This window comes from Pseudomonas sp. NY15364, assembly GCF_048068235.1.
In the GTDB taxonomy this organism is placed as follows: Bacteria; Pseudomonadota; Gammaproteobacteria; order Pseudomonadales; family Pseudomonadaceae; genus Aquipseudomonas; species Aquipseudomonas mendocina_D.
Genome location: NZ_JBLUPX010000034.1, coordinates 1 through 14142, shown reverse-complemented (window position 1 = coordinate 14142; position 14142 = coordinate 1). Strand labels below are relative to the sequence as shown.

At 63.7% G+C, this 14142-nt stretch carries 12 protein-coding genes and 2 pseudogenes; 5 read left to right on the top strand and 9 right to left on the bottom strand.

The genetic code is table 11. The annotated features are described in order from the left end of the window. Positions 1–61 precede the first annotated feature (61 nt). Positions 62–2911, top strand: coding sequence for an RNA polymerase-associated protein RapA (gene rapA, locus ACNFCJ_RS20655; RefSeq protein WP_416773364.1), 2850 nt, complete (start codon positions 62–64; stop codon positions 2909–2911). Between the two features lie 74 nt (positions 2912–2985). On the opposite strand, the pseudogene ACNFCJ_RS20650 reads toward rapA, so the two are convergent. Beyond that, positions 2986–4146: pseudogene (locus tag ACNFCJ_RS20650) on the bottom strand (RNA polymerase sigma factor). 221 nt (positions 4147–4367) lie between these two features. On the opposite strand from ACNFCJ_RS20650, the gene ACNFCJ_RS20645 reads away from it, so the two are divergent. Genes ACNFCJ_RS20645 through cmoB form a run of 3 tightly spaced genes read left to right on the top strand, consistent with a single transcriptional unit; the run spans position 4368 to position 6775 of the window. Further along, the gene (locus tag ACNFCJ_RS20645; protein ID WP_416773336.1) at positions 4368–5009 is read left to right on the top strand and encodes a lysoplasmalogenase; all 642 of its coding nucleotides are present in this window, start codon (positions 4368–4370) and stop codon (positions 5007–5009) included. A 57-nt stretch (positions 5010–5066) separates the two neighbouring features. Beyond that, positions 5067–5810, top strand: a complete 744-nt coding sequence (cmoA, locus tag ACNFCJ_RS20640) for a carboxy-S-adenosyl-L-methionine synthase CmoA (RefSeq protein ID WP_416773334.1) — start codon at positions 5067–5069, stop codon at positions 5808–5810. After that, positions 5807–6775: a tRNA 5-methoxyuridine(34)/uridine 5-oxyacetic acid(34) synthase CmoB gene (gene cmoB, locus ACNFCJ_RS20635; protein WP_416773332.1), complete on the top strand. Its 969-nt coding sequence runs from the start codon at positions 5807–5809 to the stop codon at positions 6773–6775. Before cmoA ends, cmoB begins: the two co-directional genes overlap by 4 nt. Before the next feature lie 63 nt (positions 6776–6838). Here the strand turns inward: cmoB and ACNFCJ_RS20630 are convergent, their stop codons facing one another. Beyond that, positions 6839–7060 carry a hypothetical protein gene (locus ACNFCJ_RS20630; RefSeq protein ID WP_416773330.1) on the bottom strand — a complete coding sequence of 74 codons (222 nt, stop codon included), beginning with the start codon at positions 7058–7060 and terminating at the stop codon, positions 6839–6841. Between ACNFCJ_RS20630 and ACNFCJ_RS20625 the strand changes: the two are divergent. Further along, positions 7059–7635: pseudogene (locus ACNFCJ_RS20625) on the top strand (LysR substrate-binding domain-containing protein); the annotation flags it as partial. The gene ACNFCJ_RS20630 and the pseudogene ACNFCJ_RS20625 overlap by 2 nt on opposite strands. Before the next feature lie 76 nt (positions 7636–7711). Here ACNFCJ_RS20625 and pdxJ read toward each other — a convergent pair. From pdxJ to lepA, 7 genes are all read right to left on the bottom strand, one after another. After that, a complete protein-coding gene (pdxJ, locus tag ACNFCJ_RS20620; RefSeq protein WP_041977810.1) occupies positions 7712–8458 on the bottom strand; it encodes a pyridoxine 5'-phosphate synthase in 747 nt (248 codons plus the stop codon). Next, positions 8451–9140, bottom strand: a complete 690-nt coding sequence (gene recO / locus ACNFCJ_RS20615) for a DNA repair protein RecO (RefSeq protein ID WP_125835668.1) — start codon at positions 9138–9140, stop codon at positions 8451–8453. Before recO ends, pdxJ begins: the two co-directional genes overlap by 8 nt. A 57-nt stretch (positions 9141–9197) precedes the next feature. Further along, positions 9198–10097 carry a GTPase Era gene (gene era / locus ACNFCJ_RS20610; protein ID WP_416773328.1) on the bottom strand — a complete coding sequence of 300 codons (900 nt, stop codon included), beginning with the start codon at positions 10095–10097 and terminating at the stop codon, positions 9198–9200. Continuing rightward, the gene (gene rnc, locus ACNFCJ_RS20605) at positions 10090–10779 is read right to left on the bottom strand and encodes a ribonuclease III (protein ID WP_160020488.1); all 690 of its coding nucleotides are present in this window, start codon (positions 10777–10779) and stop codon (positions 10090–10092) included. Before rnc ends, era begins: the two co-directional genes overlap by 8 nt. After that, complete coding sequence (locus ACNFCJ_RS20600) at positions 10776–11153, bottom strand: DUF4845 domain-containing protein (protein ID WP_416773325.1); 378 nt, start codon at positions 11151–11153, stop codon at positions 10776–10778. The genes rnc and ACNFCJ_RS20600 overlap by 4 nt, the downstream gene beginning before the upstream one ends. 88 nt (positions 11154–11241) lie before the next feature. Next, positions 11242–12096, bottom strand: a complete 855-nt coding sequence (lepB, locus tag ACNFCJ_RS20595; protein ID WP_179576049.1) for a signal peptidase I — start codon at positions 12094–12096, stop codon at positions 11242–11244. A gap of 6 nt (positions 12097–12102) precedes the next feature. After that, on the bottom strand, positions 12103–13902 hold the full coding sequence (gene lepA, locus ACNFCJ_RS20590; RefSeq protein ID WP_416773322.1) for a translation elongation factor 4: 1800 nt from the start codon (positions 13900–13902) through the stop codon (positions 12103–12105). Positions 13903–14142: the final 240 nt, after the last annotated feature.

Here is a 14142-nt window from a genome sequence, read left to right as displayed (position 1 = left end):
GACCGCTTTGGCCATGGCGCGGCATCCGTTACCATAGCCGGCTTTTTCACGCGGGAGACAGATAGGCATGGCGCAATATCAACCGGGGCAACGCTGGATCAGTGACAGCGAAGCGGAATTGGGTCTGGGCACCATCCTCGCCGAGGAAGGCCGCCTGCTCACCGTGCTCTACCCGGCCACCGGCGAAACCCGCCAGTACGCCACGCGCAATGCCCCGCTGACCCGCGTGCGCTTCGCCCCGGGCGACGAAATTACCCATTTCGAGGGCTGGAAGCTCACCGTACAGGAAGTCGAGGACGTCGACGGCCTGCTGGTCTACCACGGCCTCGATGTCCAGCATAAACCGGTGACCCTGCCGGAAACCCAGCTGTCGAACTTCATCCAGTTCCGCCTGGCCAGCGACCGCCTGTTCGCCGGCCAGATCGACCCGCTGGCCTGGTTCGCCCTGCGTTACCACAGCCTGGAACACAACAGCCGCCTGTTGCAGTCGTCGCTCTGGGGCCTCGGCGGCGCGCGCGCCCAGCCGATCGCCCACCAATTGCACATCGCCCGCGAAGTGGCCGACCGCATCGCCCCGCGCGTACTACTGGCCGACGAAGTGGGTCTGGGCAAGACCATCGAAGCCGGCCTGGTGATCCATCGCCAGTTGCTCTCCGGCCGCGCCAGCCGCGTGCTGATCCTGGTTCCGGAAAACCTGCAGCACCAGTGGCTGGTGGAGATGCGCCGTCGCTTCAACCTCGATGTCGCGCTGTTCGACGCCGAGCGCTTCATGGAGAGCGACGCCAGCAACCCCTTCGAGGATTGCCAGCTGGCACTGGTCGCCCTGGAGTGGCTGAAGGACGACGACAAGGCCCAGGACGCGCTGTTCGCCGCCGGCTGGGACCTGCTGGTGGTCGACGAAGCCCATCACCTGGTCTGGCACCCGGAACAGGCCAGCGCCGAATATTCGCTGGTCGAGCAACTGGCCGAGGTCATCCCCGGCGTGTTGCTGCTCACCGCCACCCCGGAACAGCTCGGCCAGGACAGTCACTTCGCCCGCCTGCGTCTGCTCGACCCAGCCCGTTTCCACGACCTGGAAGCCTTCCGCGCCGAAAGCAGCCAGTACCGCCCGGTTGCCGAGGCCGTGCAGGAGCTGCTCGACCAGGGCAAGCTCAGCGCCCAGGCGCGCGACGCCATCGGCAGTTTCCTCGGCGATGAGGGCCGCGAGCTGCTCGATGCCGTAGACAGCGGCGATGATGACGCCCGCGCCCGCCTGGTGCGCGAACTGCTGGACCGCCACGGCACCGGCCGCCTGCTGTTCCGCAACACCCGCGCCGCCGTGCAGGGCTTCCCCGAGCGCGAACTGCACCCCTACCCGCTGCCGAGCCCGGACGAATATCTGGAGCTGCCGATCGGCGAGCACGCCGAGCTGTACCCGGAAGTCAGCTACCAGGCGCAGGACGATGTCGACGAAGAGCAACGCTGGTGGCGCATAGACCCGCGCGTAGAGTGGCTGATCGACACCCTGAAGATGCTGAAGAAATTCAAGGTGCTGGTGATCTGCGCCCACGCCGAAACCGCGCTGGATCTGGAAGATGCCCTGCGCGTGCGCTCCGGCATCCCGGCCACGGTGTTCCATGAAGGCATGAGCATCCTCGAGCGCGACCGCGCCGCTGCCTACTTCGCCGACGAAGAATTTGGCGCGCAGGTGCTGATCTGCTCGGAGATCGGCTCCGAAGGCCGTAACTTCCAGTTCGCCCATCACCTGGTGCTGTTCGACCTGCCGGCACACCCGGACCTGCTCGAACAGCGCATCGGCCGTCTCGACCGGATCGGCCAGAAGCACCGCATCCAACTGCACGTGCCGTACCTGGAGAACAGCCCGCAGGAGCGCCTGTTCCAGTGGTACCACCAGGCGCTTAATGCCTTCCTGGCCACCTGCCCCACCGGCAACGCCCTGCAGCACCAGTTCGGCCCGCGCCTGCTGCCGCTGATGGAAAACGGTGACGATGGCCAGTGGCAGCAACTGGTAGACGAAGCCAGCGCCGAGCGCATCCGCCTGGAAGGCGAACTGCACAGCGGCCGCGACCGCCTGCTGGAGCTGAACTCCGGCGGCGCCGGTGAAGGCGAAGCACTGGTCGAGGCGATCCTCGAGCAGGACGACCAGTTCACCCTGCCGATCTACATGGAAGAGCTGTTCAACGCCTTCGGCATCGACAGCGAAGACCACTCCGACAACGCCCTGATCCTGCGCCCCAGCGAAAAAATGCTGGATGCCAGCTTCCCGTTGGGTGACGACGAAGCGGTGACCATCACCTACGACCGCGAGCAGGCCCTGGTCCGCGAAGACATGCAGTTCCTCACCTGGGAACACCCCATGGTGCAAGGCGGCATGGACCTGGTGCTGTCCGGCTCGATGGGCAACACCGCCGTCGCACTGATCAAGAACAAGGCGCTCAAGCCTGGCACCGTGCTGCTGGAACTGCTCTACGTCAGCGAAGTGGTCGGCCCGCGCAAGCTGCAGCTCGGCCGCTTCCTGCCGCCGGCTGCGCTGCGCTGCCTGCTCGACGCCAATGGCAACGACCTGGCGCCCAAGGTCGGCTTCGAGACGCTCAACGATCAGCTTGAAAGCGTGCCGCGCGCCAGTGCCAACAAGTTCGTCCAGGCCCAGCGCGACGTACTGGCCAAGCAGATCAACGACGCCGAAGCCAAGGTCATGCCGCGCCATATCGAGCGCGTCGCCGAGGCCAAACGCCGCCTGATCGCCGAACTGGACGAAGAACTAGCGCGCCTGGTCGCCCTGCGCGCGGTCAACCCGAGCGTACGTGACAGCGAGATCGACGCCCTGCGCAAACAGCGCGAACAGAGCCTGGCGATGTTCGACAAGGCCGCTCTGCGCCTGGAAGCGATTCGCGTATTGGTGGCGGGCTAAGCACGCCCGCTCCGTAGGATGCGCTATGCGCGCCGAGCGTATGCACCGAAGAATCTCGGTGCATACAGCGCACCCTACGGATCGCCTAGCTCCTCCAGCCTCCTTTGCAGAAACTGTCGATCCGGGCCCTGTTGCGCCAGCGCCAGGGCCTGACGGTAGGCTGCAATCGCCTGTTCTCGGCGGCCCAGTCTGCGCAGCAGATCGGCCCGCGCCGCATGGGCCAGGTGGTAACCGTCCAACTCGCCCATGCCCAGCAGACGGTCGATCTGCTGCAGCCCGGTTTCAAGCCCATCACGCATGGCCAGCGCCACGGCGCGGTTGAGTTCGATCACCGGCGACGGATTCAGGCGCAGCAGCTCGTAGTACAGGCCGACGATTTGCACCCAATCGGTGTCTTCCAGACTGGCCGCCTCGGCATGCACCGCGGCAATCGCCGCCTACAGACTGTAAGGACCGAAACGCCGTGAATGCAGGGCCTGCAGGACCAGGGCCTCGCCTTCGGCGATCAGTTCGCGGTCCCACACGCTGCGATCCTGGGCTTCCAGCAAGATCACCTCGCCATCGACCCCGCTGCGTGCCGCGCGACGCGATTCATGCAGCAACATCAGCGCGAACAGCCCCTGCACCTCCGGCTCGGGCAGCAGCTCCTGCAGCAAACGGCCCAGGCGAATCGCCTCGTCAGACAGTTGGCTACGGGTCAGTGAATCGCCGGAGCTGGCGAAGTAGCCTTCGTTGAACACCAGATAGATCACCCGCAACACCGCCTCCAGACGCTCGGGCAGTTCGCTACGCCCCGGCACCTCGTAAGGGATGCGCGCATCGCGAATCTTCGCCTTGGCCCTGACGATGCGCTGCGCCAGGGTCGAAGGACTGGAGAGGAAGGCGCGAGCGATCTCCTCGGTGGTCAGGTCGCACACCTCGCGCAGGGTCAACGCCACCTGGGCATCGCTGGCCAGCGCCGGGTGGCAGCAGGTGAAAATCAGGCGCAGGCGGTCGTCTTCGAGCAGCTCGCTCTCCTCGGCAACGCTCTCATCTGGCAGCTCGGCCTGTTCGTCCAGCGGCTGAAAGCGGCGCTACCGACGCAGGTTGCCGATGGCCTTGAAGCGCCCGGCAGAGACCAGCCAGGCGCGCGGGTTGTCCGGAACGCTACTCTACGGCCACTGCTCGACCGCACTGCGAAAGGCCTCATGCAGCGCCTCTTCGGCCAGGTCGAAATCGCCGAGCAGGCGAATCAGGGTGGCGGCGACTCCTCACGGTACAGCCGCGCGATCAGATCGGTGACAGGTGGCGATATCGACATGCGCTTCTCCTCGACGAATGCCTACGTTGCCCAATACTGCTCGTGACGTCGAGGGGCGGCACAATCCGCCACTCGATTTGGCACCCCTCGCATTGGCAGCCGCACGGCCGCTGGGCATAGTCGCGCCATTCCAATATTAACGAAGGGAGTCTTGCTATGCGTTGGTTGCTGCTCGGCCTGGCGGGTGCTGCGGTATTTCTTTATGGCCGGATCACCGGCGATGCGCAGCTCAGCCTGCTGACCAAGGGCATCCCGGTGATCGCCCTGCTGCTCTGGCTGCGCCAGGCACCGGCTGGCACCTACCGGCGCTGGATCTGCATAGGCCTGGTATTTTCCCTGGCCGGCGACATCCTTCTGGACTGGCCCGGCGACCTCTTCGTGTTCGGCCTCGGCGCCTTCCTGATCGGCCACCTGGCCTATCTGCGCGCCTACGTCTCCGATAGCCGGCTGCCGGCCCTACCCGCCTTGCTGCTGGCGCTGATCGCCGGTGGCGCGATGTTCGCCATACTGGCCAGCAGCGGTCTGGGCGAGCTGCTGATTCCGGTGGCCTGCTATGCCACCGCGATTTGCCTGATGCTCTGGCGCGCCCTGGCCCGCATCGGCCACCCGGACCTACAGCCACGCTCCACCTGGCTCGCCGCAGTTGGTGCGGCGCTCTTCGTGCTGTCCGACAGCCTGATCGGCATCGACCGCTTCGTCGCCAGCTTCGACGCCGCGCCTTACGCCATCATCCTCACCTACTGGCTCGGCCAGTGGGGCATCACCGCTTCGGCCTTCCAGCGCAGCAACAGCGCCTGACTGTTGCGCCACACTTGGCTAAAATGCCGGCCTTTTCCGCTACCCGTTGCGACTGCCGTGAGCCAAGAACCCGATCGTCTATTCGCCCAGCCACTGGCCGAGGTGCCCGACTTCGTCTTCAACGAGGACGTGGTGCGGGTGTTTCCCGACATGATCAAGCGCTCGGTGCCCGGCTACCCGACCATCGTCGAGAACATCGGCGTGCTCGCCGGCCAGTTTGCCCAGCCACAGACTACGCTGTATGACCTCGGAGCCTCGCTCGGTGCAGTGACCCAGGCGCTGCGTCGTCATGTGCGCGTCGATGGCTGCAAGGTCATCGCCGTGGACAACTCCCCGGCCATGGTCGCGCGCTGCAGCGAGTACCTGCATGCTCAGGACGCCATGTTCCAGGAGCTGCTACCGGTGGAGGTGATCGAGGCCGACATTCTCACCCTCGACCTGCAGCCCACCTCATTGGTCACGCTGAACTTCACCCTGCAGTTCATCCCGCCGGAGCGCCGCCTAGAGCTGCTAACGCGCATTCGCCAGGCACTGTTGCCCGGTGGCGCGCTGATTCTCTCGGAAAAACTGCGCTTCGAGGACGCTGCCGAGCACGAGCTGCTCACCGAGCTGCATGTCGCCTTCAAGCGCGCCAACGGCTACAGCGAACTGGAAATCGCCCAGAAGCGCAGCGCCATCGAGAAGGTGATGCTGCCAGACAGCCTCGAGCAGCATCGCGAACGCCTGCTGGCTGCCGGCTTCAGCAAGGTGCTGCCCTGGTTCCAGTGCCTGAATTTCGCCTCGCTGGTGGCCCTGCCATGATGCGCGACCTGGATCTCGACGCCCTGCAGGCACAACTGGCCGGCACTCCGCTGCAGGACTGGGCTTGTGAGCTGCCCGGCCAGCTCGATGCCAAGCTGGCCATCGGTCACGGCGACCTCGCCCGCTGGTACGGCGCCGTCCAGGCCTTGCCGGATCTGCCGGTGAGCGAGGTGGAACTGGCTCAGCGCTTCGCCTTCGGCGGCGCTTGTGACGAGGCCACGCGCGCGCAGTTGAAAACGGCCCTGCAGGGGCTTATCCCCTGGCGCAAGGGCCCGTTCGAACTGTTCGGCGTGCACATCGACACCGAATGGCGCTCGGACTGGAAATGGCAGCGCGTCGCCCCGCATCTGGATCTGGTCGGCAAGCGCATCCTTGATGTCGGTTGCGGCAACGGCTACTACATGTGGCGCATGCTCGGCGCGGGTGCCGACAGCGTGGTCGGCATCGACCCCAACTGGCTGTTCCTCTGCCAGTTCCTGGCGATGAAGCGCTACCTGCCGGAGCAACCGGTATGGCACCTGCCGCTGGCCTTCGAGGAACTGCCGGCCAGGCTGCAGGGCTTCGACACGGTGTTCTCCATGGGCGTGCTGTATCACCGTCGCTCGCCCATCGATCATCTGCTGGATCTCAAGGACGCCTTGGTCAAGGGCGGCGAGCTGGTACTGGAAACCCTGGTGGTCGAAGGCGATGCCGAACAGGTGCTGGTGCCCGAAGATCGCTACGCGCAGATGCGCAACGTCTGGTTCCTGCCGTCGGTGCCGGCGCTGGAACGCTGGCTACGCCGCGCTGGTTTCGAGGACGTGCGTTGCGTGGATGTCAGCACCACCTCGGTGGAAGAACAACGCGCCACCGAGTGGATGCGCTTCCAGTCGCTGCCGGAATTTCTCGACCCGGCCGATCACAGTCGCACCGTCGAAGGCCTGCCGGGACCGACCCGCGCCGTGCTGATCGCACGCAAGCCTTAAGAACAGCGGTTCTCGTAGGGCTGGTGCACCCCGCCAGACTGCAATTGGTGGGTTGCACCCGCCCTACGGCCGCAGCCAACGTGCACGCCGCTGCGCGATCAGCCGCAGCGGCTCACCGGCGCCCTGCTCCACCACACCGCGGGCGCTGCCCAGGCGAATCCGCCCCTCGATATCCTGCGCCAGCAGGCGGCGCATGCGCCGACGCCAGAACCAGGCGCTGATCCAGTCGACGATGGCGTTCTGCAGATCCAGCGGCCACATGGCCGGCATGTAGAACTCGGGCATGGCCGGGCGCGTGCGCTTCGGTACGCCGAACGATATCGGCGACCGCGTACTACCGAGTATCTTGACTCTGTTCGCCCGCAGCCATCCGGCCGTGGAGGTCGAGGTCAAGGTCGGGCGCAGCGTGGATCTGGTGGCGAAGCTGGATGCCGGCGAGCTGGACCTGACCCTGATCAACGCCGGCAACGACGGCCTGGATGATTCGCGCGGCGAAGTGATCTATTCCGAAGAACTGGTCTGGGCTGGACGCGACGGCGGCCTGGCCATGCAGCGCTCACCCCTGCCACTGGCGCTGGCCAACCCGGGCTGCGCCTGGCGCCGTACCGCCCTCGATGCGCTGGACCGACAAGGGCTGGCGTACCGTATCGCCTATTCCTGTGAGCAGTGCGCCGGCCAGGAAGCGGCAATGACCGCCGACCTCGCCATCGCCCCCTTCCCGCGCAGCCTGGTCAGCCCCCCCCCTGCGCCGGCTCGGTCCGGAACAGGGCTTACCTGCCCTTGGCGAGTACCACATCAAACTGATTGACGCCGTCGAGGTACTCGCCAGACAGATGGTTCAGGCTTTCAGCCAGGACTGAACGAACGAAGTGGGAGGCGCTTCAGCGGCGATAGACCATCGAAAGTCGCGGCTGAAGGCCCCTCCCATAAAGTACGCTAGCCGCGATAGGCAGCGGCGACGATCAGGGCCTTCATCTCGGCGACGGCCTGCTTGAAACCGACGAACAACGCATGGGCGACGATGGCGTGGCCGATGTTCAGTTCGTTGATGCCGGGAATCGCGGCGACAGCCTCGGCATTGTGGTAGTGCAAACCGTGACCGGCGTTGACGATCAGCCCGTGGTTCAGGCCGCAGATAACGCCATCGCGAATGCGTGAAAGCTCATGCGCGGCTTCTTCCGCGGTGTGCGCATCAGCATAGCGACCAGTGTGCAGTTCGATGGCCGGCGCACCGACGCGCATGGCCGCTTCGATCTGCCGCTCTTCGGCGTCGATGAACAGCGACACCTCGCAACCGGCCAGCGTCAGACGCTCCACCGCCGCGGCGATACGCGCCTCCTGCCCGGCCACGTCCAGACCGCCTTCGGTGGTCAGTTCCTGGCGGGTTTCCGGTACCAGGCAGACATGCGCGGGACGGATCTGCTCGGCGAAACCGAGCATGAAATCGGTGACGCCCATTTCGAAGTTCATCCGCGTCTGCAGCACATCGGCCAGCACACGCACATCGCGATCCTGAATGTGCCGGCGGTCTTCACGCAGGTGCACGGTAATGCCATCGGCGCCGGCTTCTTCGGCGTCCAGCGCGGCCTTGACCGGGTCCGGGTAGCGCGTGCCACGAGCCTGGCGCAGGGTGGCGACGTGGTCGATGTTCACGCCGAGCAGAATACGATTGGCCTCAGTCACGCTTGGACTCCTTGAGCGTCATGAAAAGTTCGCGGCTGACCAGGGGCCTGCCGCCTAGATGAGGTGCCAGCGCCTGACGCATCAGGCGCTTGGCGGCAGCCAGCGCGCCTGGGGTCTGCCAGTCGGCTTCGGCCATGGCCAACAGTTCGCGGCCCTGGAATACACCGGGTTGCAGTTGTACCACCGGCACCAGGCCTATGTCCTGCTGCCAACGGTAAAGTGCAGTCGGATCGATGGGTTGGTCGTGCTGGTCACGATCCAGGGCGAAACCATAGCCCAGCTCGTCCAGCAGACGCCATTCGAACGCACGCAACAGCGGCTCCAGCGCCCGGCCGGCAGCCAGTGCCTGCAAGGTGAGGCCATAGTGCTCGAGCATCACGGGGTGCGGGTCTTCGGCCGGCAGCAGGCGGATCAGCAGTTCGTTGAGATAGAGCCCTGAGAACAGCGCCTCGCCGGTCAGCAACAGAGGAATACCGGCGCTTTCCAGGCGGCCGACGGTCTTCAGCTCGCCCCGCCCCCGCAGCTCCAGCTCCAACGGCGCAAAAGGCCGGGCGATGCTGCCGACCTTGCCGCGTGCGGCGCGTAGCACTGCACGCACGCGGCCCTGGGCGGTGAAGAAGTCCACCAGGGCGCTGCTTTCCTTGTACGGACGGCTATGCAGAACGTAGGCGGCAGAAGTCATGTGGTTAACCGCCAGAATGCGCCATGAGCAACAACGAGGATGCGCATGGCGCCTCGATCAATCCAGGTAACCCAGCGAACGCAGGGCGCGTTCGTCGTCGGACCAGCCACCTTTGACCTTGACCCAGAGGTTGAGCATCACCTTGGAGTCGAACATGGTTTCCATGTCCTTGCGCGCTTCCTGGCCGATGCGTTTGATGCGCTCGCCCTTGTCGCCGATGATGATCTTCTTCTGCCCGTCGCGCTCCACCAGGATCAGGCCGTGGATATGCAGGATGCGACCCTCCTGTTTGAATTCCTCGATCTCTACGGTGATCTGGTACGGCAGCTCGGCACCGAGCTGACGCATGATCTTCTCGCGGATCAGCTCGGCCGCCAGGAAACGGCTGGAACGGTCGGTGATCTGGTCTTCCGGGTAGAAATGTTCAGACTCCGGCAGACGCTCGCCCACCAGCTTCTCCAGGGTGTCGAGGTTCTGCCCCTGCAGTGCGGAGATCGGCACGATCTCCGCCTGCGGCAGTTGCTCAGCCAGCCAGTTCAGGTGCGGCAGCAGCTCGCTCTTGTCTTCCAGGCGATCAGCCTTGTTCACCGCCAGCAGGATCGGGCATTTGACGTGCTGCACCTTCTCCAGCACCAGTTGATCTTCGTCGGTCCAGCGCATGCGGTCGACCACGAACACCACGACATCAACGTCTTTCAGCGCGGTGGAGGCGCTACGGTTCATGTAGCGGTTGAGTGCCTTATCGTTCTGCTTGTGCAGGCCGGGCGTGTCGACGTAGACGGCCTGAATCTCGCCCTCGGTCTTGATCCCGAGCATGTTGTGGCGGGTGGTCTGCGGTTTACGCGAAGTGATCGCCAACTTCTGCCCGAGGATGTGGTTGAGCAGCGTCGACTTGCCCACGTTGGGCCGGCCGACGATGGCGACGTAGCCGCAACGGGTCACAGGTGCATCAGTCATTGCCATTCTCCACCCCGAGGGCGATCAGCGCCGCAGCCGCAGCGACCTGCTCGGCGATACGCCGGCTGCCGCCCTGGCCCAGGGTCTTTTCATTGAGCAGGGAAACCTGGCACTCGACCATGAAGGTACGGCAGTGCGGCTCGCCCTGTACGTCTACCACCTCGTAACGAGGTAGCTCACAGGCACGCGATTGCAGGAACTCCTGCAGGCGCGTTTTCGGGTCCTTGTTGGTGTCGACCAGGGTCAGGCCGTCCAGCTCACCGGTCAGCCAGTCCAGCACGCGCTCGCGTGCTGCATCCATGCCGGTGTCCAGATAGATGGCGCCGATCAGCGCCTCCAGAGCATCGGCCAGGATCGACTCGCGACGAAAGCCGCCACTTTTCAGCTCACCAGAGCCCAGGCGCAGGTATTCGCCCAGCTCGAAACCGCGCGCCAGCACGGCCAGCGTCTCGCCCTTGACCAGGCGTGCGCGCAGGCGCGAAAGCTGGCCTTCGCGGGCTTGCGGGAAGCGCTCGAATAGCGCCTCACCGGCGACGAAATTGAGGATGGCATCACCGAGAAATTCCAGCCGCTCATTGTTGCGGCCGGCGAAACTGCGATGGGTCAGGGCCAGGACCATCAGGTCCTGATCCTTGAAGCTATAGCCGAGCTTGCGCTCGAGGCGGGACAGATTGGGACTCACGGCATCCGTACACGAAATTCTTTGTCGAAATTCACCACCAGATCGAGGTTCTCGATCAGCGGCTCGCGTTTTTCATACTTGAGGTGGACCTGGAACTCGTTGTTCTCCACCTTGACCTGCAGAGCATCGCGCATGTTCAGGTCACGAATGTTATTGACCTGCATGCCCTTGCTGACGTGGTTGTAAAACTCGTTGATGGTCCGCACGTCGGCCGCTTTATCGGTTTCCACCGACGTGATGATTTTCTCCATGGACATATAGTCCATGTAATGCGGCAGCACCTTGAACACCGTACTGGCGAAGAATGCCACCACGGCCAGAACCACCAGCCAACCCAGAATGGAAAGCCCCTGCTGCGAGCGCGCGAAAGTCATGTGTATCCCCAATAGACGGTCTTGTTGGAAAGCCTGACGGCTAGACTATTTATAGCCTGTGGCGCTGCATTGAACAGCGCGCCAGTGCTCAATGAATCAGGCCGACCCGAGAGAAATTGGGCAGATTGCCGGTCTTGGGCTCCGGCCAGCTCATCCAGATGGCGAAGGCCTTGCCGACGATATGGTCGTCCGGGACCATGCCCCACAGCTCCTGAGGGATATGACGATCACGCCAGTAACGGCTGTCGTTGGAGTTGTCACGGTTGTCGCCCATCATGAAGTAGTGCCCTTCCGGCACCACCCATTGGCCGCCGGGCTCGCGGCGCATGCGGGTCATTTCCTTGCGGATGGTGTGTTCGACCTGGCCCAGACGCTCCTGATAGAGCATCGCACCACCCAGGCTGCCCGGCTCCTCACCGATCAGCTTTTCGGCCACCGGCTCGCCATTGATCAGCAGACGCTTGCCCTGGGTGTACTCGATGCGATCACCCGGCAGTCCCACCACGCGCTTGATGTAGTTGATGGTCGGGTCGCTGGGATAGCGGAACACCATCACATCGCCGCGCTGCGGGTTATCCACCTCGATGATCTTCTCGTCGATCACCGGCAGACGAATGCCGTAGGCGAACTTGTTGACCAGGATGAAATCGCCCACTTCCAGGGTCGGCTTCATCGACCCGGAAGGAATCTGGAACGGTTCCACCAGAAACGAGCGCAGCACCAGCACGATGGCCAGCACCGGGAAGAAGGATTTGCCGTACTCGACCAGCAAGGGCTCCTTGCTCAGACGTTCCAGCACCCTGTCGTCAGGATCGTCGACCCGCCCCTGGTACGCCGCAATCGCCGCACGGCGGCGCGGAGCCAGAAGAATCAGATCGATCAGGGCCAGGAAGCCGCAAACGGCGACCGCGATAACCAACAGGAGCGGGAAATTGATCGACATAGAGCCTTAGCTATCCAACCTGAGCACGGCGAGGAAGGCTTCCTGTGGGATCTCCACGTTACCGACCTGCTTCATGCGTTTCTTACCGGCCTTCTGCTTCTCGAGCAGCTTCTTCTTACGGCTCACGTCGCCACCGTAACATTTGGCCAGTACGTTCTTTCTGAGCGCCTTGACAGTGGTCCGCGCGATGATCTGACCGCCGATGGCTGCCTGGATCGCCACATCGAACATCTGCCGAGGAATCAGTTCCTTCATCTTCTCGGTCAAGGCACGGCCCTTGTAGGCCGCGTTGTCGCGGTGAACGATCAAGGCCAGAGCATCGACCTTGTCGCCGTTGATCAGTACGTCCAGCTTGACCAGGTTGGCAGACTGGTAGCGGTCGAAATGATAGTCCAGCGACGCATAACCACGGCTGGTCGACTTCAGACGGTCGAAGAAGTCCAGCACCACTTCGTTCATCGGCAGGTCGTAGCGAACCTGAACCTGCGACCCGAGAAATTGCATGTCGCGCTGCACGCCACGCTTCTCGATGCACAGGGTGATGACGTTACCCAGGTGTTCCTGCGGCACCAGGATGGTCGCGGTGACGATCGGCTCGCGGAAGTCGGCCACTGCCGAAACGTCCGGCAACTTGGACGGGTTGTCCACGCTGATGGTTTCACCCGTCTTGAGCTCGATCTCGTAGATTACACTCGGCGCGGTGGTGATCAGGTCCAGGTCGTACTCGCGCTCCAGGCGCTCCTGGATGATCTCCATGTGCAGCATGCCGAGGAAGCCGCAACGGAAACCGAAGCCCAGTGCATCGGAGCTTTCCGGCGCGTACTGCAGCGATGAATCGTTGAGAGTCAGCTTCTGCAGGGCATCGCGGAAGTCCTCGAAATCGTCTGAGCTGACCGGGAACAGGCCGGCGTACACCTGCGGCTGGATCTTCTTGAAGCCCGGCAGTACTTCGACCTCGGGAGTCGAGGACAGGGTCAGGGTGTCACCCACCGGCGCACCATGAATGTCCTTGATGCTGGCGATGATGAAGCCCACTTCACCGGCTTTGAGATCAGCAGTAGCGGTGTGTTTCGGGGTGAATACACCGACACTGTCGACCAGGTGCACCTTACCGGTGGACTTGACCAGAATCTTGTCGCCCTTCTTCACGCGGCCCTGGCGCACGCGCACCAGCGAGACCACGCCCAGATAATTGTCGAACCAGGAATCGATGATCAACGCCTGCAGCGGCGCATCGATCTCGCCGGTCGGCGCCGGAATGGTCTGCACCAGGCGTTCGAGCACCTCGTCCACGCCCATGCCGCTCTTGGCGCTGCAGGCCACGGCGTCGGTGGCGTCGATGCCGATGATCTTCTCGATCTCGTCCTTGACGCGGTCCGGGTCGGCCTGCGGCAGGTCCATCTTGTTCAGCACGGGCATCACTTCCAGCCCCTGCTCGATGGCGGTGTAGCAGTTGGCAACCGACTGCGCCTCGACGCCCTGGCCGGCATCGACCACCAGCAATGCACCTTCGCATGCCGCCAGCGAGCGCGAGACTTCGTAGGTGAAGTCGACGTGGCCGGGAGTATCGATGAAGTTCAGCTGGTAGGTCTTGCCGTCATTAGCCTTGTAGTGAAGGGTGACGCTGTGGGCCTTGATGGTGATGCCGCGCTCACGTTCCAGGTCCATGGAGTCCAGAACCTGAGCCTCCATTTCACGCGCGGTGAGACCGCCGCACATCTGGATGAAACGGTCAGCCAAGGTGGACTTGCCGTGGTCAATGTGGGCAATGATGGAAAAATTGCGGATATGACTCAGGTCACTCACAGATCAACACTCAAAGAAGGCACAGGCAAGACGCTTGCCGAAAATAGCCGCGGATTGTACCCGATCCCTCGCGACCGCGTCACGCCTGCACAGCGCTGGTGCAGATACGAAAAAGGGCGCCCGAAAGCGTAATGCCAGTCAGTTAAGCTGACTGGCATTTTTATTTCTGGTCGGATACTTGGACGGCTTGGGTTTGACCGCTCGCGGATAACTGCGATCCTCACGGCGATGAGGTAGGAC